The 16,425-nt window shown below is 70.7% G+C and carries 18 protein-coding genes and 1 pseudogene; 12 read left to right on the plus strand and 7 right to left on the minus strand.

Features of this window, described 5'->3' with window-relative positions; genetic code table 11:
- A partial coding sequence (locus tag AB0J64_RS54605) for an alpha/beta fold hydrolase (protein WP_364046051.1) occupies positions 1-596 on the minus strand: 596 nt, incomplete at its 3' end.
- Between the two features lie 258 nt (positions 597-854).
- On the opposite strand from AB0J64_RS54605, the gene AB0J64_RS54610 reads away from it, so the two are divergent.
- Positions 855-1,802 carry a hypothetical protein gene (locus tag AB0J64_RS54610; RefSeq protein ID WP_364046053.1) on the plus strand — a complete coding sequence of 316 codons (948 nt, stop codon included), beginning with the start codon at positions 855-857 and terminating at the stop codon, positions 1,800-1,802.
- A gap of 166 nt (positions 1,803-1,968) precedes the next feature.
- On the opposite strand, the gene AB0J64_RS54615 is transcribed toward AB0J64_RS54610, so the two are convergent.
- Entirely contained in the window at positions 1,969-2,874 is a 906-nt protein-coding gene (locus tag AB0J64_RS54615; RefSeq protein ID WP_364046055.1) for a LysR family transcriptional regulator, read from the minus strand.
- Between the two features lie 95 nt (positions 2,875-2,969).
- On the opposite strand from AB0J64_RS54615, the gene AB0J64_RS54620 reads away from it, so the two are divergent.
- Together AB0J64_RS54620 and AB0J64_RS54625 are read left to right on the plus strand one after the other, a co-directional pair.
- Positions 2,970-3,824 carry an alpha/beta fold hydrolase gene (locus AB0J64_RS54620; protein WP_364046057.1) on the plus strand — a complete coding sequence of 285 codons (855 nt, stop codon included), beginning with the start codon at positions 2,970-2,972 and terminating at the stop codon, positions 3,822-3,824.
- On the plus strand, positions 3,821-4,633 hold the full coding sequence (locus AB0J64_RS54625) for an LLM class flavin-dependent oxidoreductase (protein ID WP_364046059.1): 813 nt from the start codon (positions 3,821-3,823) through the stop codon (positions 4,631-4,633). Before AB0J64_RS54620 ends, AB0J64_RS54625 begins: the two co-directional genes overlap by 4 nt.
- Positions 4,634-4,779: 146 nt before the next feature.
- Here AB0J64_RS54625 and AB0J64_RS54630 read toward each other — a convergent pair.
- Positions 4,780-5,094 (minus strand): annotated as a pseudogene (locus AB0J64_RS54630) (SDR family NAD(P)-dependent oxidoreductase); the annotation flags it as partial.
- A gap of 54 nt (positions 5,095-5,148) precedes the next feature.
- On the opposite strand from AB0J64_RS54630, the gene AB0J64_RS54635 reads away from it, so the two are divergent.
- The 4 genes from AB0J64_RS54635 (at position 5,149) to AB0J64_RS54650 (ending at position 7,403) form a co-directional block, all read left to right on the plus strand.
- Complete coding sequence (locus AB0J64_RS54635; protein ID WP_364046061.1) at positions 5,149-5,838, plus strand: TetR family transcriptional regulator; 690 nt, start codon at positions 5,149-5,151, stop codon at positions 5,836-5,838.
- A gap of 473 nt (positions 5,839-6,311) precedes the next feature.
- On the plus strand, positions 6,312-6,548 hold the full coding sequence (locus tag AB0J64_RS54640; RefSeq protein ID WP_364046063.1) for a DUF6289 family protein: 237 nt from the start codon (positions 6,312-6,314) through the stop codon (positions 6,546-6,548).
- A 36-nt stretch (positions 6,549-6,584) separates the two neighbouring features.
- Complete coding sequence (locus AB0J64_RS54645; RefSeq protein ID WP_364046065.1) at positions 6,585-6,821, plus strand: DUF6289 family protein; 237 nt, start codon at positions 6,585-6,587, stop codon at positions 6,819-6,821.
- A gap of 81 nt (positions 6,822-6,902) precedes the next feature.
- A complete protein-coding gene (locus AB0J64_RS54650) occupies positions 6,903-7,403 on the plus strand; it encodes a hypothetical protein (RefSeq protein WP_364046067.1) in 501 nt (166 codons plus the stop codon).
- A gap of 5 nt (positions 7,404-7,408) precedes the next feature.
- Here the strand turns inward: AB0J64_RS54650 and AB0J64_RS54655 are convergent, their stop codons facing one another.
- Entirely contained in the window at positions 7,409-8,227 is an 819-nt protein-coding gene (locus AB0J64_RS54655; protein WP_364046069.1) for a helix-turn-helix transcriptional regulator, read from the minus strand.
- Positions 8,228-8,331: 104 nt separating this feature from the next.
- On the opposite strand from AB0J64_RS54655, the gene AB0J64_RS54660 reads away from it, so the two are divergent.
- Complete coding sequence (locus AB0J64_RS54660) at positions 8,332-9,153, plus strand: NAD(P)H-binding protein (protein WP_364046071.1); 822 nt, start codon at positions 8,332-8,334, stop codon at positions 9,151-9,153.
- Positions 9,154-9,210: 57 nt separating this feature from the next.
- On the opposite strand, the gene AB0J64_RS54665 is transcribed toward AB0J64_RS54660, so the two are convergent.
- Together AB0J64_RS54665 and AB0J64_RS54670 are read right to left on the minus strand one after the other, a co-directional pair.
- Positions 9,211-9,855: a response regulator transcription factor gene (locus AB0J64_RS54665; protein WP_364046073.1), complete on the minus strand. Its 645-nt coding sequence runs from the start codon at positions 9,853-9,855 to the stop codon at positions 9,211-9,213.
- Positions 9,819-10,958 carry a histidine kinase gene (locus tag AB0J64_RS54670; RefSeq protein ID WP_364046075.1) on the minus strand — a complete coding sequence of 380 codons (1,140 nt, stop codon included), beginning with the start codon at positions 10,956-10,958 and terminating at the stop codon, positions 9,819-9,821. The genes AB0J64_RS54665 and AB0J64_RS54670 overlap by 37 nt, the downstream gene beginning before the upstream one ends.
- A gap of 93 nt (positions 10,959-11,051) precedes the next feature.
- Between AB0J64_RS54670 and AB0J64_RS54675 the strand changes: the two genes are divergently transcribed.
- The 3 genes from AB0J64_RS54675 (at position 11,052) to AB0J64_RS54685 (ending at position 13,396) form a co-directional block, all read left to right on the plus strand.
- A complete protein-coding gene (locus AB0J64_RS54675) occupies positions 11,052-11,435 on the plus strand; it encodes a hypothetical protein (RefSeq protein WP_364046077.1) in 384 nt (127 codons plus the stop codon).
- On the plus strand, positions 11,432-12,364 hold the full coding sequence (locus tag AB0J64_RS54680) for an alpha/beta fold hydrolase (protein WP_364046079.1): 933 nt from the start codon (positions 11,432-11,434) through the stop codon (positions 12,362-12,364). The genes AB0J64_RS54675 and AB0J64_RS54680 overlap by 4 nt, the downstream gene beginning before the upstream one ends.
- A 63-nt stretch (positions 12,365-12,427) precedes the next feature.
- Entirely contained in the window at positions 12,428-13,396 is a 969-nt protein-coding gene (locus AB0J64_RS54685) for a helix-turn-helix domain-containing protein (RefSeq protein WP_364046081.1), read from the plus strand.
- A gap of 445 nt (positions 13,397-13,841) precedes the next feature.
- Here AB0J64_RS54685 and AB0J64_RS54690 read toward each other — a convergent pair whose 3' ends face one another.
- Entirely contained in the window at positions 13,842-15,578 is a 1,737-nt protein-coding gene (locus AB0J64_RS54690) for a protein kinase (RefSeq protein ID WP_364046083.1), read from the minus strand.
- 29 nt (positions 15,579-15,607) lie between these two features.
- On the opposite strand from AB0J64_RS54690, the gene AB0J64_RS54695 reads away from it, so the two are divergent.
- Positions 15,608-16,189, plus strand: a complete 582-nt coding sequence (locus AB0J64_RS54695) for a hypothetical protein (protein ID WP_364046085.1) — start codon at positions 15,608-15,610, stop codon at positions 16,187-16,189.
- Positions 16,190-16,425: the final 236 nt, after the last annotated feature.

Raw genomic sequence — 16,425 nt, forward strand, 5'->3', positions numbered from 1 at the left:
GCGCGGACTCGGCCGGGGAACCGCTCGGCGTAGATCTGGCCGATCAGGGTGCCGTAGGAGATGGCGTAGAAGGAGAGTTTGTCGTCGCCGAGGGCCTGGCGCATGGTGTCCAGGTCGCGTGCGACGCTGAGGGTGTCCACGTGGTCGAACAGCGGGCCGGTACGGGCCCGGCAGTCTTGTTTGTAGCGTTGGTTGAAGGCCAGCAGCCGCTCGAAGTCGGCCTGGCTTTTGAGGAACGGGTCGGGCGCTTGTGAGGCCAGGTCTTGGGAGCACTGGATGGGATGGCTGCCTGCCACGCCGCGTGGGTCGAAGCCCACGATGTCGAACCGGCTGGTGATCTCGGAGGAGAAGGGCAGCCGGTCCTTGAGCACGATCTGCTTGCCCGAGCCGCCGGGTCCGCCGGGGTTGACGACCAGCGAGCCGATCCGTGCCGAGGGGTTGGTGGCCTTGCGTCGTGCCAGCGCCAGTTGGATCTTCTCGCCGTCGGGGTTGCCCCAGTCAAGGGGTACGGTCAGGGTTCCGCAATCGACGGTTGCGTCTTCCGTACATGGCTGCCATGAGATCGAGGCCGTACTGGCCGCCGCCGCCGGCGTCATGGGCGCTATTGAGGCGGCGAGGGCGAATAAAGAAGCAAGAAGTGCGATGTGTCTCCGCACAGATCATCCAATCATGGGAGATGGAAGCGTAGGCGCAGGATGCTACGGTGCCGCTCTTCCGTTCTTCTTCCGTCGCAGGTGAGCCCCGGGAACGCCGGGCCGGGGCGTGGCTCGCCGTACCGCGCCGATGCCGGTGGCGCCGGCGATCATCCTCCGCGGTAGGGTCCTGATCTTCGCGTCATTCCCTCCGGAGGAGTCATGTCCCGACCCGAACTTCCGCGACCGGCGCCCGGTGAAGTGCTCCTGGTCTGCACGTTCTACAAGGACGGCAAAGCCTCGTGGGGCGGGCTGCTCAACGCGATCGGCGGTCACCAGGACGGCGACGTGCGCGTCCTCGGCGACGGCGGGGTGCGGCTCCGCCTGGTCGCGGACCCCGGATGGCATTATCTGCACGGCGGTGACGTCCCGGCGCTCATCCCGGGCGGCGGCCCCGTGCCGCCGGTCGTCGTCCTGGTGGACATCCCGGTGGTGTCCGGCGGGGACGGGCCGCTGCTGGTGGACGTGACGGCGATACCCGGGCGCGGCGTACGGGTCCCGCCGGCCCGGCTCGGCGAGATCCTGGCGGCCCTGCTGGGCGGTGCGCTCGCGTTCGACGACCTGGTGCGCGACATGGATCGGTCCGGCATGTACCAGGGGGACGGCGGCCGACCGGCCTTCCCCGTGCCGACGGCGCCGGCGCACCGGTCCTTCCCTGCGCTGCCCTCCACCGCCGCGCCCCTGCTGGTCCGTACCTCCTTCGACGACGAGGAGGGCTGGCGCGCGCTGCTGGACGAGCTGGGCGGCATCGACGAGGACGGCTGGCTCGGCGCGGACCTGGACGTGGACGAGATCGAGGTGGAGGACGACGACCCGCTGGTGGCGCTGGTCGTCGACGACCGGGCCTTCGAGGGGCTCCAGCCGGGCCAGGTCCCGGCGCTGGTGCCGTCCGCGGAGCACACCACGCTGGTCGCGCTCGCCGACCACCGCACCTTCGCCGAGCCCGGCCGGCCGCTGACCGTCGTCGATCTGTACGACACCCCAGGGCAGCCCGCCGTCCTTCCCTGCCGCATGGTCGGGTCGATGGCGAGCAACTTGGAGATCAGCAACATGGACTTCTACGAGTTCGTCGCCGAGGAAGGCGTGCAGCCGTGGTGGGAGGCGCCCTGAAAGGGGACCGCTGATCGCGCCGGCGTGCTCGACGTCGACGTTCTGCCTCCTGCGAGCCTGCCTGAGCCGAGCCCACCCGCATCACGCTGACGACGGTGTGGACAACGAGCCGCGAACACCGCCGCCGAACAGGCACACCTTCTTCAGGGCCTGCAGACCCCGCGCATCAAGCGTTGGCCGGCGGCGGCGTGACCTCGGCCGCCGCCTCGACGGCGAGCTCGATGGCTCTGGTGGCAAGTGGTGAGTGGGTACGTCCGGCCCGCCAGTGCAGGTAGATCTCCCGTGGCGGCAGGGAGGGCCGTAGCTCGTGGACGCGGAGCCTGTCGTCGGATGGGACGCCGGCACCGCGGACGGCGAGCCAGGGCAGCACCGCCGATCCCAGGCCCGCTCGCACCATCGACAGCAGGGTGTCGTTGACGGCGGTGCGGAACACGATCTGCGGACGGGCGCCGCTGCGGGCGAGAGCCTGCTCCATCCAGGGCTGGTCGCAGGTCAGCGGCCAGGCCACCATCGGTGCGCCGTCGAGCCGCTCCATCGGGACCGGGCCGGCGGGGAAGGTGCCGGCGTTGGCCACCAGCAGGTACGGATCGTCGAGCAGCTTGAGGTGCTCGACATCGCCGTCGATGCGGCCGTCGTAGAACAGCAGGTCAAGGTCGCCGATCTGCGGTTGTTCCGGCTCCTCCTCGGACAACCTGATGTCACAGCCAGGGTGCTCATCTCGCAACCGCCGTACGACCGAGGGCAGGATCACGTTGGACACGCTCTGGAACGTGCCGATGTAGATCCGGCCGTCTCCCGCCTTGAACCGGTCCACGGCGTCGGCCAGCGCCTCCGCCTTCGCCAGCAGTTCGCGAGCGTGGTCGAGGACCACGGAGCCGAGTGGGGTGAGCCGTACTGGCTTGGGACCGCCCGGCCGGTCGAACACCAGGCCGCCGACAGCCCTCTCCAACGCCGCGATCTGCTGGCTCACCGTCGACTGGGTGTACCCGAGACGGGCGGCCGCCCCACCGAACGAGCCCTGCTCGACGATGGCGGCCATCGCCGCCAGGTGGCGCAGCTCGATGTCGGTCACGCATGCCAGCATAGTGACACCAATCGTCCAAGGCGATTGATTCGATCGGAAATCATCGCTTTTCACGATGAACCAGCACGCCTAGGGTCCCAGACATGAACGCTCATCAATCCCACGGCGAGCAACTCCTGTCGATCAACGGCGTCGAGCTGTGTGTCGAGGCCTTCGGAGACCGCGCATCCCCGGCGATCACGCTGGTGGCCGGGGCGGCCGCCTCGATGCTGTGGTGGGACGCCCGACTATGCGAACGGATCGCCGCCCATGGTCGGTTCGTGGTCCGGTACGACCATCGGGACACCGGCCGGTCGACCTGCTACCCGCCGGGACGGCCGGCGTACTCCTTCACCGACCTGGCCCTGGACGTACTCGGCATCCAGGACGCCTTGGGCATCGAACGCGCCCACGTGGTCTGTCAGTCGATGTTCGGCGGGATCGGGCTCATCCTCGGTGTGGACCATCCCGATCGGGTCGCGTCACTGACGTTCGTCTCGACCTCGACAGGCGCCGACGACCTGCCGCCGCCGTCGAGCGACCTCGTCATGCCGGCCGAGCCGGATTCCTCCGACGCGGCCGCGGTCGTCGAGTACGTGGTCGCCGGCGCGAGGGCGTACGCCGGTGGCTCGCCGTACTTCGACGAGGCCGCGAGCCGAGCGTTGGTCGAACGTGACGTGGCGCGCGCCAGGAGCTACGCGTCGACTCTGGCCAACCACTACGCCATCGACCTCGATGGGCCGGCTCGAGGCGGATTCGGCGACATCGCCGCGCCGACGCTCGTGGTCCACGGCGACCACGACCCACTCCTGCCGCTGCCGCACGGCAAGGCGCTGCGCGACGCCATCCCCGGTGCGAAGCTGCTGGTCCTGGAAGGGGCCGGGCACGACCTGCCGGGGCCGGTGTGGGATGACCTCGTCTCGGCCCTGGTACGACACACGGAAGAAGGCCGCCCATGAACCGGCCACGGTCGGCACTCTGGCTGCCGCTCTTCGACGACCTCGCCGACCCGCGGGTGATCGCGCGCCTCGCCGCCGACGCGGAGGAAGCCGGCTGGGACGGCTGCTTCGTGTGGGATCAGCTGTGCTGGCGGGCGCCGGTCAGACAAGTCGCCGATCCGTGGATCGCGCTGGCGGCGATCGCGACCACGACTGAGCGGCTGCGACTCGGCCCGATGGTGTCGCCGCTGCCCCGTCGCCGGCCGGCCAAGGTCGCGCGGGAGACCGCGACGCTGGATCGGCTCAGCGACGGCCGCCTCACCCTCGGCGTCGGCCTCGGAAGCGACCGGTTCGGCGGCGAGCTGTCCAAGACCGGTGAGCAGCTCGACGACCGGCGGCGCGGGCGGATGCTCGACGAGTCCTTGGCGATCCTGACCGCCGCCTGGTCCGGCGAGCCGGTGCGCCATCGCGGCGAGCACTACACCGTCGACGACCTCGCGTTCCTACCGCGGCCGGTTCAGCGGCCCGGCGTGCCGGTGTGGGCTGCCGGATTCCCGGGCAATGTCAAGCCGATCCGCCGGGCCTCCCGGCTCGATGGCTTCTTCCCGGCCAATCTCGAGCACCCGGACCAGCTTGCCGAGATCGTCGACACCCTCACCGACCTGCGCCATGGCGAGATGGACTCTTACGACATCGCCGTCGGCCTGCCGCTCGGTGTCGATCCCGAGCCGTACGCGAATGCCGGCGCGACATGGTGGCTGCCGGAATTCGAACCGGGTGTGCGACTCGACGTCGTGCGTGGCGTACTCCGCGATGGCCCGGCGGTGTGAGCCAGGGGTGAGCGGGGACCGACACGCCGGTCAGGCGCTCGGCCTCGGCCCACAGACGGGCGGCGGCCGCCTTGTCCAGGGCCCGGCGCGGCGGCCGGACGGCCTTGGTCGGGCCGACCATCGACCAGCGGGGGCCGTAGTAGCCGGACGGTCAGCGCGAACGGGCCGAGGAAATTGCTGGCCAACTGCAGTTCGAACCCGTCGGCGCTCTCGTGGCGGCGGGGCACCTGCATCACGCCGGCGTTGTTCACCAGCACGTCCAGCGGCCGGCCGTCGGCGATCAGCGTATCGACGAACTCGCCGACCGAGGCGAGGTCGGCCAGGTCCAGGCGGCGGACCCGCACCCGGGCGGCGGGATGCGCGGTGAGGATCTCGGCGCGGGCCTGCTCGCCCTTGGCCGGGGTGCGTACCGCGAGCACCACCTCGCCTCGCGCTCCGGCCAGCCGTTTGGCGGCCTCCTTCGTAACAGACCGCTAGGCTTTTAACAAAAGACCGCCGGTATGTAACATGGGGCGGTGACCTTCAAGCGCGCCCGCACCGACGAGCAGCGGACCGAAAGGCGGCAGAAGATCCTGCGGACCGCGGCCGCGATGCTGACCGAGACACCGGTCGCCAAGCTCAGCCTGAACGAGCTCAGCCGCCGCATCGGGCTGGCCAAATCCAACGTGCTGCGCTACTTCGACTCCCGCGAGGCGATCCTGCTCGAACTGCTGGACGCCGAGGTCCAGGACTGGATCGCCGGCCTGGAGGGGTCCTTCCCGCCCGGCGAGGGCACGCCCCGGCAGCGCGGCGACCGGCTGGCCGAGATCCTGGCCGAGTCGCTGGTGCGGCGGCCGGTCCTGTGCGACCTGCTCAGCGCGCAGGCCGCGGTGCTGGAGCACAACATCTCCGCCGAGGTCGCCGCCCGGCACAAGTACGCCGCCAAGCACTCCATGGAGGCACTGCTCCAGCAGGTCCTGCGGCACCTGCCCGAGCTCGGCACCGGGGGCGCCGCCCACGCGGTCGAAGTGACCCTGCTGATGGTCACCACGGCCTGGCCGTGCAGCCGGCCCTCAGACGCGATGCTGGCCGTCTACGCATCAGACCCCGCCTTGGCTGCCATGCGGCTCGACTTCACCGAGGTCATGCGCCGAACCGTGGAGGTGACCATCTCCGGACTGCTGGCCCGCCAGGAAAGCCCGGCGAACGCGAGCCCAGCCCCCTGAACGTGGGCGGCCGCCGAACGTCGCTGGGTCGACATCAACCGCTTATCGCGAAATATGCGGTCAACGTGATCGTTGTTCTACGGGGCGTGGCGGAATATGAGCCCCCCTTGCGTTTTCGTCTTGTAGGACGGATCATTTCGATCACCGGCTGGGCCGCTCATGAAGAAGTCGCAGAACCTTTGTGCCGCTTCGTGCTCGGGAAGGACCATGGATGATCCGTCGCGCGCTCGTCCTCCACTCCACCACCACGTACTGATCCGACTCGGCCCGTACCAACGCCGTCGGCGACGGAACCACCGGTAACCCGGGCGTACGCGGTCCCTATCAGACCTCTTCTGACCGAGCATCTGTCCGTCTCCGGCGGGGCTTTCTCCACGGGTCCCGCCTGCTCCTACGGCCACCCGAATTCGTCTGCCCGCTCCCCGGCCGAAGGCCGGGGCACCCCCCTGTTCCAGGTTCGGGAAGGACTGTTGATGATCCGCCGTGCCCTCGTCGCCGCGGCTCTGGCCGCGACCGCCCTCGTCGCCCTCCCCGCCGGTCCCGCGCAGGCCAGGGCCTGCGCGCTCGGCTACCAATGCGTCACCACGTACTACTCCGACAGCACCTGGACCCAGGTGGTCGGCGGCCGCTTCGAGGGTTGCGACGGCTCCTTCTCCGAATGGGGCGTACGCACCGTACACAAGGACTGGTCCGAAACCCTCTGTAGCTGATTCCCGCCATTTCCCCGCGATCAGGAAGGACAATTCATGATCCGTCGCGTACTGGCCGTCGCCGCCCTGGCCACCGCCACGCTCGCCACCGTCCCGAGCGCCGCGCAGGCCGTCCCTCGCTGCCCGGCCGGCTACATGTGCAACACCCAGTACTTCTCCGACTCCGCGCGCACCAACTTGGTGGGGGTCAAGACGGAATTCTGCGATGGTCAGGTGTCGACCTGGGGCAGGCTCTCCGGCTACATCGACTGGTCCTCGAGCCCCTGCAACTGATGGAAGGCATCCGGCAGGGCCCGCACCGGCGGCCCTGCCGGATTCGCCGACGAGCTCTGGGTACGGGCACGGGGTGCGCACGTGCTGCGGCGCGACGAACAGGGCGAGATCCGGGCTGAGCCGCGAAAGTCCGGCAGGCCGGTCGATCTCAAGCTCGACGGCATTCCGGGCGTGGACGTCCGTCAGATGCTCGGGCCGGGAATGCCGCTCGTCGAGGCGGGGTGGTATTACCGGCAATTCCGCGACAGCCTGCCGGATGCGATCCGGCAGCCGGCCGACGCGCTCGTGGCCCTGCTGTATCCGGAGTCCGTTGGAACGCCCACGCGGCACGACGATCTCAGTGCGGACGCCTCCGTGCCGTTGACCGCCCCGGTCGTCTACGGGCTTCGCCCGGCTACCGTACGCCGAGCCGCCCGGCATGGGGCGGACATCTCCTGGGACGCCCTTCGCGACGTCATGGAGAAGACCGCCGAGCAGCTCGACGCGTTCGAGAGATTCGAGACCGCGATCATGTGCCAGACGCGCTGGTTGGCCGAGGCGGGCGACCGCGGCCGGGGCGTCATCGCGCTGATCATGTCGTAAGCGGATCACCCGTCACGTCGGGCCATGGAGGAGAGTGCCTGGAGGGCGTGGTGCGAGGGGGTGTCCGGCGCGGCGGTGTAGAGGACGAGGCGGTGTTCGCCGCCCGGCAGGGGCAGGATCTCGCAGTCGAGCTCGATCTCTCCCACCACGGGGTGCACCGCCCGCTTCGTCACCGTTCGCGGCACCTCGATCTCCCGCTCGGCCCACAACTCGGCGAACAGCGGGCTGGCCGCCGACAGCTCGCTCACCAGGCGCCGTACGTTCGGATCGTCCGGGTGGCGGGCGCTGGCCCGCAGGTCGGCGACGGCCTGGCGGGCGAACTCGGTATGGTCGGGCGGCAGCGTCGGCGAGCCGAACAGCCAGCGGAGCGTGTTGCGCTCGCGGGCGGGCACGTCCGAGGGGTCGCCGATGAGGGCGGCCAGCATGTGGTTCCAGGCCAGCACGTCCCAGCACACGTTGATCACCATGGCCGGGACGGCGCCGAGCCGTTCCAGGAGGCGCAGGACGTTCGGGGGAGGCCCGGCCGGGGCGCCGGGGCGCGGCGCCGGAGGCCGGCCGCCGATCCGCAGCAGGTAGTCGTGCTCGTCGCCGGTCAGCCGCAGGGTGCGCCCCAGCGCGGACAGGACCTGCTCGGACGGCTGCGGCCCGCGCCCCTGCTCCAGCCGGATGTAGTAGTCGACCGAGATGCCGGCCAGCAGCGCGACCTCCTCGCGCCGCAGCCCGGCCGTCTGGCGGCGGTGGCCGGGCGCCAGCCCCACCTCTTCCGGCTGGAGCCGCGCCCGCCGGCTGCGCAGGAAATCTGCTAGTTCGGTGCGCTTGCTCATGGCCTCCACTCCATGGCTCCATCTTCTCCCAGCGGGCTGGTACCGCGAGTCCCAGGCCCGCCGGTGCCTACCCGTCGCCGTTGCGGCCCGGCCAGCCTGGTCGCATGACGATCCTGATCACTGGAGCGCGCGGTCACGTCGCGCGCAGCCTCGTACAGCAGCTTCTCGCCGCGGGGGAGGAGGTGCGCGCCGCCGGCCGCGACCCCGCCGCCTCCGCGTTCCCCGCGGTGCTCTGCGACCTCGCCGATCCCGGCTCGGCCGGCCCGGCCCTGGCCGGCGTCACCAAGCTCTTCCTATACGCCGAACCGCGCGGCGTGGACGGCTTCGTCGAGCGGGCCGTGGCCGCCGGGGTGGAGCACATCGTGCTCCTGTCGGCCCTGCTCGGCGGCAGCGAGGAGGAGGACGCCATCGCCCGCGTTCACCGCGACGCCGAGGGCGTGGTGGCCGGCTCAGGCGTGGCCTGGACGTTCGTGCGGCCCGGGGCCTTCGCCACGAACACGTTGTCGTGGGCGGCATCGGTACGCGCCGAGGGGGTGGTACGGGACCCGTTCCCCGACGCGCACTCCGCTCCCGTGCACGAGGCCGACATCGCGGCGGTCGCGGCGCGGGCCTTGACCGAGCCCGGGCACGAGGGAGCGGTGTACGAGCTGACCGGGCCGGAGTCGGTCACGCGCAGGCGGCAGGCGGAGCTGATCGGGGAGGCGATCGGCCGGCCGGTCGGCTTCGTCGTGCAGGACCTGGCCGAACACCGCGAGGAGCTGAGCCGCTGGACGTCGCCGGAGGTCGCCGACTCCGTGATCCGCCACTCGCGGGACGCGGTCGGCCGTCCGGCGCCGACCACGGACACGGTCGAGAAGGTGACCGGTGAGCCCGCGCGCGCCTACGGCCGGTGGGCTCGGGACCACGCCGCCGACTTCACCGGCTGAGCCCGTCAGGCCAGGAGGTGTGCGGCGCGCTGCCCGGCGGCCTCACCAGCGGCGGCGTCAGGTGGGCTTGGTGTCGAGGTAGGCCAGGACGGCCAGGACCCGGCGGTGGGTCTCCGGGGACGGCTCGAGGCCGAGCTTCGCGAAGATCTGCGTCGTGTACTTGCTGACCGAGCCCTCGCTGAGGAAGAGCCGCTTGCCGATGACCGCGTTCGACAGTCCCTGCGCCATCAGCGACAGCACGTCCAGCTCGCGTCGCGTCAGTCCTGCGGGAGCGCGGTCGGGGGCGAGCAGCCGGGCGATCACGTCCGGGTCGACGGCGGTGCCGCCGGCGGCCACGCGGCGCAGGGCGTCGACGAACTCGTCGGTGTCGGAGACGCGGTCCTTGAGCAGGTATCCGACGCTCCCGCCGCCGTCGGCGAGCAGTTCGCGGGCGTAGAGCTGCTGGACGTACTGCGAGAGGATGAGCACCGGCAGCCCGGGCACCTCGCGGCGGGCGGTGATCGCGGCGCGCAGGCCCTCGTCGGTGTGCGTCGGGGGCAGGCGCACGTCGATGACCGCCACGTCGGGCCGGTGCGTCAGCAGCGCGTCGAGCAGGTCGGGGCCGTTGTCGACGGCGGCGACGACCTGCATGCCGTAGGCGTGCAGCATCCGCTCGATGCCGTTCCTCAGCAGGTAGAGGTCCTCGGCGAGGACAACGCGCACGGCACCTCCAAGGTCACGGTGGTCGGGCCTCCGGGCGGGCTGTCGACGATGAGCGTACCGTCGAACGGCCGCAGCCTGCGCTCCACGCCCACCAGGCCGGTCCCGGCGGCCGGATCGGCGCCGCCGATGCCGTCGTCGATGACGGTGAGCCGGAGCAATCCTCCACGGCGGACGACGTGGACCGAAGCGCTGCCCGCCTGGGCGTGCTTGGCCACGTTGGCCAGCAGCTCGGCGGCGGCGAAGTACACCGCGGACTCCAGCGGCGGGACAAGCCGTCCGGGCAGATCGGCGGTCACGCTCACGGCGAGCGGGTGCTCGAGGGCGAGCAGGCGCAGGGCGTCGATGAGGCCGCGCTCGGACAGCACCGGCGGGCGGATGCCGTGCACGAGGTCACGGAGCTGCGCCACGGCGGCCGCCGCCGTGGCCCGCGCCTCGCGCAGCAGCTCGTCGGCGCTGTCGGGGTCCTCGCGCAGCGTCCGCTGGGCCATGCTCAGGGTCAGCTGGATGGCCACGAGGCGGCCCTGGGCGCCGTCGTGCAGGTCACGCTCGATGCGTTCGAGTTCGGCCGCCTGCGCGTCGAGGGCCTCGGCGCGGGTGTCGGTCAGCTGCCGCACCCGGTCGGTGAGTCGCGCGTGGCCGGTCGGGGCGAGCAGCGCGTGGGTCCACCGCGCGTGCCAGCGTAGCGGCGCGGCGAGGCCGAGCAGGCCCGGCAGCAGCAGGATCGTGCCGGCGACCGGATCGAGCGCCAGCCACAGCAGATCTCGCCAGGTGGCCGGGTCGCGCGCGACCCAGTTGAACCAGAGCGACACGGTGGCGAGCGGCCGGCCTCGGTGGTAGTCGTACCCGGTCCAGTACCAGCCCTGCTCGGCGCGCTCGATCCGCGGCCGGGGCGGGTACGGCGACGCGATCGTCGTGTCCGTCCAGCGCCGGTGCAGCGCCCGGCTGACGGTGGCCAGGCGGCGGCCGCCGAACACCAGCAGCACCAGCGCGGGAAACGAAAGCGCGCCGTACAGGTGCGTCAACGCCAGCGGCGGCACCGCCAGCAACGCCACCGCGGGCACCTTCAGTGCCAGCAGGGCAAGGCACACACCGCCACGACGCACCTCGTCCCCTTTCTTCAAGGGTGGGGCCGGCCCCACCCGGTCATGGGTCCAGCCTGATGTCCGACTTTCGTCCCCGTCCATACCGTCGACATCATGACGACAACGCCGCTGCGACTCCTGCAGCTTTTCACGGTCCTCAGCGCGGGGCTGATCGCCGCGACCGCGGTGCTCAGTATCACCGACCCGGCCGCGGTGAACGCGGTCGTGTGGATCCGGGCCATCGGTGTCCTGGTCCTGGCCCTGTTCAGCCTCCGCTGGGCGGCCCAGCTCGGCCGGGGCAGCCGTGGCGCGTACCGCCGCCTGCTGTGGATCTCGATCGCCGGATCCCTCGGCATCGCGGCCCTGGCGCTGCTGCCCGACAGCCCCTACCCCTTGTGGGTCCGCATCGAGCAGGCCGTGCAGGGCCTGGTCCTCGTCGCTCTGGCCGTGACCTTGCTGAGCCGGCAGGTCCGCCGCGCGGTCGAGGGCGCGCGATGAGCGCCGTCGGCCGCCGCACCCTGCTGCGCGGAACGGCGAGCGTGGGCGGGCTGGGGCTGCTCGGCGGCCCCCTCGCCCGGGGCGCCAGGACCAGGACGTTCGTGCTCGTGCACGGCAGCAACGGCAACGCCGGCGTGTGGAGCGCCGTCGCGGCCGAACTCGCCCAGCGCGGCCACCGCGTCTGTGCCGTGAACCTGCCCGGGCACGGCCCCGGCGGCTTCTTCCCGGCGTCGTACCAGGCACCGCAGGACCTCGCCGCGTTCGCCGCGGCCCCCTCACCGCTGGCGCAGGTGACGCTCGCGGCCAACGTCACGCACGTCACCGCCGCCGTACGGCGCCTGGCCCCGCACGGGCCGGTGGTACTGGCCGGGCAGAGCCTCGGCGGGATCACCATCACCAAAGTGGCCGATGCGGTGCCGCACCTGCTCGCCCGCCTGGTCTACATCTCGGCCTTCTGCTGTACGGCACAGCCGACGGTCTACGACACGTACAGGACCCCGGAGGGTGCTCCGAGCCTCGTCCTGAACCTGCCCAAGGTGGGCGACCCGGCTCAGACCGGCGCCCTGCGCACCAACTGGCGTTCGGCCGACCCGGCGTTCCTGGCCACGGCCAAGGCCGCGTTCCTCGCCGACGGCACCGACGAACGCCTGCGCGCGATCCTCGCCGAATGCGAGCCCGACGAGGCCGCGATCCTGTCCTTCACCGACGCCCGCCCGGACCCGGCGCGATGGGGCAGCGTCCCGCGCACCTTCGTCCGTCTCACCGCGGACCGCGCCGTCCCGCTGCCGCTGCAGGACCGGATGATCCGGGAGGCGGACGCGCTGACCCCGCGCAACCGATTCCGCACCGCCTCGCTGCCCTCATCACACCTGGGCTTCCTGGACCGCCCGGCGCCCGTCGCGGACCTGCTGGAGTCCGAGCCGGCCTGAGCCACCGGCCCGTGGGCCTCTGCGATACATTCGGCCGCAGCCGAATCCAAGGAGTCCCCGGGCATGCTCACACTGGCGTTCTCCGCCTACGACCTGTCCTTCCTCAGATTCGCCTTCTCCCCGCTGCGGGAGGTCGCCGCCAGCATCCACGCCCTGCGCACGCCCGGCACGCGCGCCTTGCATCTGCCCTGGTTCAAGCAGGTACGCCCACAGCTCGGCAGCGAGCTCGCGCCGCTGCTCGATCTCATCACCGGCCGTGGCTACATCCCCGACTTCCTCTGCCCCGTCCCCACCAGCCCGACCCCGGACCTGACGGGCGAACTGGCGGTGTTACGCGCCACTCCCCACGAAGTCATCCGCGCCGACCTCGACCGCATGGCGAGCGAGCTCGGCCCGCTGACCGGCTGCGCCGCGCAGCTGCACCAGGATCCGGCCGCGGGTCTCGAACGGCTGGTGCACGCCATCGAGACCTACTGGCAGCTCGCCATCGCCCCGCACTGGCCACGCATGCGTAACCTCCTCGAAGGCGACCTGCTCTATCGCACCAGGCAATACGCCGAACACGGCCCCGCCGGCGTGTTCGCGGACATGCACTCGGCCATCCACTGGGAAGGCCGCAACCTGCACCTGGAACAGCGCCCCGAGGAGATGTCCCGGGTGCTGGCCGGCGAGGGGCTGCTGCTGGCCGCGTCCATCTTCGTCTGGCCCGGCCTGTTCTACCGCACCGACTCACCCGGCCAGCCGATCATCACCTATCCGGTACGCGCCATCGCCACCCTGTGGGAACGCGGCACGGCGCCCGCCCCCGACGCGCTGGCCGCCGTCATCGGCCGCTCCCGCGCCCTGCTGCTGGCGGAGCTGGACACGCCGGCCTCCACCACGGACCTGTCCCGCCGTACCGGCTTGTCTCCCGCCAACGTCTCCGAGCAGCTCACCCTGCTGCTGGCGGCGGGCCTGGTCACCAAACACCGCGTCGGCCGGGCCATGCTGTACGTCCGGACACCGCGCGCCCAGGCCCTGCTGGACGGCTGATTCGGCGGGTTGGATTCGACGGCGGCCGAACGCGCCCGCACGGCTGACCTTCCGGATCTACCTTCCGAGGCGTCACCTGCCACTACAGGGCTCACGGGGAGCACCCGGACTGATGTCCTGGAGTCGGAGCCGTACGGAGAAGAGACGACGGCTGCCCCAGTCGTGGTCTTTGGCGGCGGGTGGGGACGTGCAGGGCCTGGCGGGGGAAGGGACGAGCCGGAATCGGACGGTGTGGTACTGGACGGCCACCTTGCCCTTGCCGGTCCGGCACAGCGACCCGGCGGGCGCGGCGCAACTCGACATCGGGGGCAGTCGCTGGCTTCCACGCGCAGGAAGTCGTCGTCGCTCACCCCGAGATCGTTTCAAGTGGGCGTTTCACAGCTCCAGCTGTATGCAACAACCCATGAAACACGATCCGCCCTGGACAACTCCTAGCGGAGGCGGTTCAGCCCCAGATGGGCTTTTCGTGGTTCTCCGGTTCGTCCCTGAGGAAGCCGTCCAGGGATCTGCCCCAACCCAGCGCGCGTTCGGTGACCATGTCCTTGTTGTGCGTGTCATTCAACTGAACCTTGGACTCCGAGTACCACACGGTGACGACTACATTGTTCCGCCGGAAGTGGACCCAGGAGTCGTTGTATCTGTGCGTCTTGTCGAGTGACTCGTTTGCGACCGACTTCATCGCTTCTTCCCCGACGTCGTCCGCCTTGCTCGTCGTAATTGTGACGTCGATGGTAGTGCGGCCGGGTTTGATGGCGGCCATGGCGTCTTTTGCGGCTGCCACGTTCCCGTACAGCTGCGCGCTGATGATCACCCGGAACTTGTTCCACCTCACGCTGTCGGCGCTGCCCCACCCGCAGTTCGCGTTCCTGCTGTCGTTGGTGCCGTCCAGCCCTGGTTCATCGCGCCCGGGCTGCAGTTCGTCGCGGCCCCGCATCTCGTTGTTCTGCACGTATCCGCAGAAGTCCGGCATCCGCAGGTACCGGGCGGCCGGAGTGACGCTGACGCTCGACTGCGGGCTGGCGATGTTCCGGTTGCGGTCGGCGGAGAAGTAGGCGACGGCGGCCGCCAGCACAAGAGTCATCGACAGGGCCGCGAGAAGCTGAGCACCCCTGCTTTTAGTCCATCGGCGGGTGGGCGTGGCCGATGACGGTGGCGTCGGGTCGTTCGGCCCGGTGCCACCATCATCGGCGAGCGGCCGGGTGGGGGTGGCTGTCAGTGCCGGCGACCGCGGCTGATGATGCGGCGGCTGGGCTGGCTGGGTTGTGGTCGGCCTATCTGCGGTGACGGGCCGACCGGCCGGTGGCGTCGTCTGCATCTTCGTCGCTGGCGCGGTGGGGATGGCTCGGGTGGCGAGCCGGGTGAGGATTTCCTCAACTCCGGGGCGGTAGGCAGGGGTTTTGGCCAGGCATGCGCCGGCCAGGTCGCGGAGGTCGTCGGTGATGCCGTCCAGGCGGGGTTCCTCGTTGATGATGCGGTGCACGATCGCGGGGATGGTCGGGGCGTCGAACGGGCCCTGCCCGGTGGCGGCGAAGATCAGCAGGCACGCCAGTGAGAAGACGTCGCTGGCGGGCTCGGCCCGCTCGCCGCGCACTTGTTCGGGGGACATGTAGGCGAACGTGCCGATGACCACGCCGGTCGAGGTCAGGGAGTTGGCGTCGGCCGGGCGGGCGATGCCGAAGTCGATGATCCGCGGCCCGTCCTCGGCCATGATCACATTGCCTGGTTTCAGATCCCGGTGCACCACCCCGCAGGCGTGGATCGCGGCCAGTCCCTCGGCCAGCCCTGCTCCCAGCCCGCGCACCGCTCCTGGTTCCAGTGGGCCCTGCTCGCTGACGACCTGGTGCAGGGATGGGCCGGGGATGAACGCGGTCACCAGCCACGGCGATTCGGCATTGGGGTCGGCATCGACCACTGGCGCGGTATGAAACCCACCCACCCGCTGCGCGGCCTGCACCTCCCGGGCGAACCGCGCCCGAAACTGCGGACTGGAAGCGTGCTCGGCCCGGATCACCTTCACCGCGACCTTCCGGCCGCCGGGGGAAAACCCCAAGAACACCTGGCCCATCCCGCCCGCCCCCAGCCGCCCGGTCAGCCGGTACGGCCCAACCTGGCGCGGGTCACCCGGCTGCAGCGGATCCATCGGCGCACGCCCCTGTTCGGAAGAACACACGTGTCTGTCCATCCGAGATCTTTTCAGGAAATGGCCCTTCCGTGAAGTTATCTGGCGACAAGCCTCACCAGTCGCCCAGGTCGTCCGACCCGTCTCCCGGGCTGGAGCGCGCCGAAATCACTTCACGAAAGGTGGTCAGCCTCTCCGAGCGCCTCGATTCGGCCGACGACAGCCTCACCGCCTGGAGCGAGCGCTACCTCGACCTGGCGGTGCGCGGGGCCCGATCGTCGGAGGTCACCGGCAAGATCACCCGCCACCTCGAGCGATTCGTTGCGTGGACGACGAGCGGACTCGGTCACGACCGGCTCTCGGCCGTCACCTCGCGCGAAGTCACCGCCTGGCGCGACCACCTGGCCGCCGCCGGTACCGAGGCGGCCGCGCTGCTCCTGTCGGCCGCCTCCATCGCCGCCCGCCGGCCCGACGGCCGCCTGTCGCCACGTTCGAACAACACCATCGTCGGCGAGATCGGCCGTCTGCATGACGCCCAGACCGCCGATCCCCGCCGCGAGCTCGGTGTCGTTTCACAGAAGATGGCTCACCGTGCCTTCGTGAGAAAGTTGGTAGGGCGGAATGACCCTACCCGTGACGCACATTCTATTTCTCCAAACATTTCCCTGATTTGAAGCCTGAAAGCGCGCCTATCCCCACCGGGTGGGGAAGTTTCCCCTGCATGGATTCACCTCAGGAGCGCCTGTTGCGGTTAGTGCCTGCGACCTTGGCGAGGGTGGCCGCGTGGTGCGCGTGTCTGATCGTCATCGGCATCGTGGCGAACTATGTGTTCGGCTTCGCCACCCGTCGGGTCGCGGCGTGCCGGGCGCGCGACGCGGCAGGTCGCCGTGGACCATGAGGTCGCCGAACG

It is taken from the genome of Nonomuraea sp. NPDC049695, assembly GCF_040674955.1.
Lineage (GTDB): Bacteria > Actinomycetota > Actinomycetes > Streptosporangiales > Streptosporangiaceae > Nonomuraea > Nonomuraea helvata.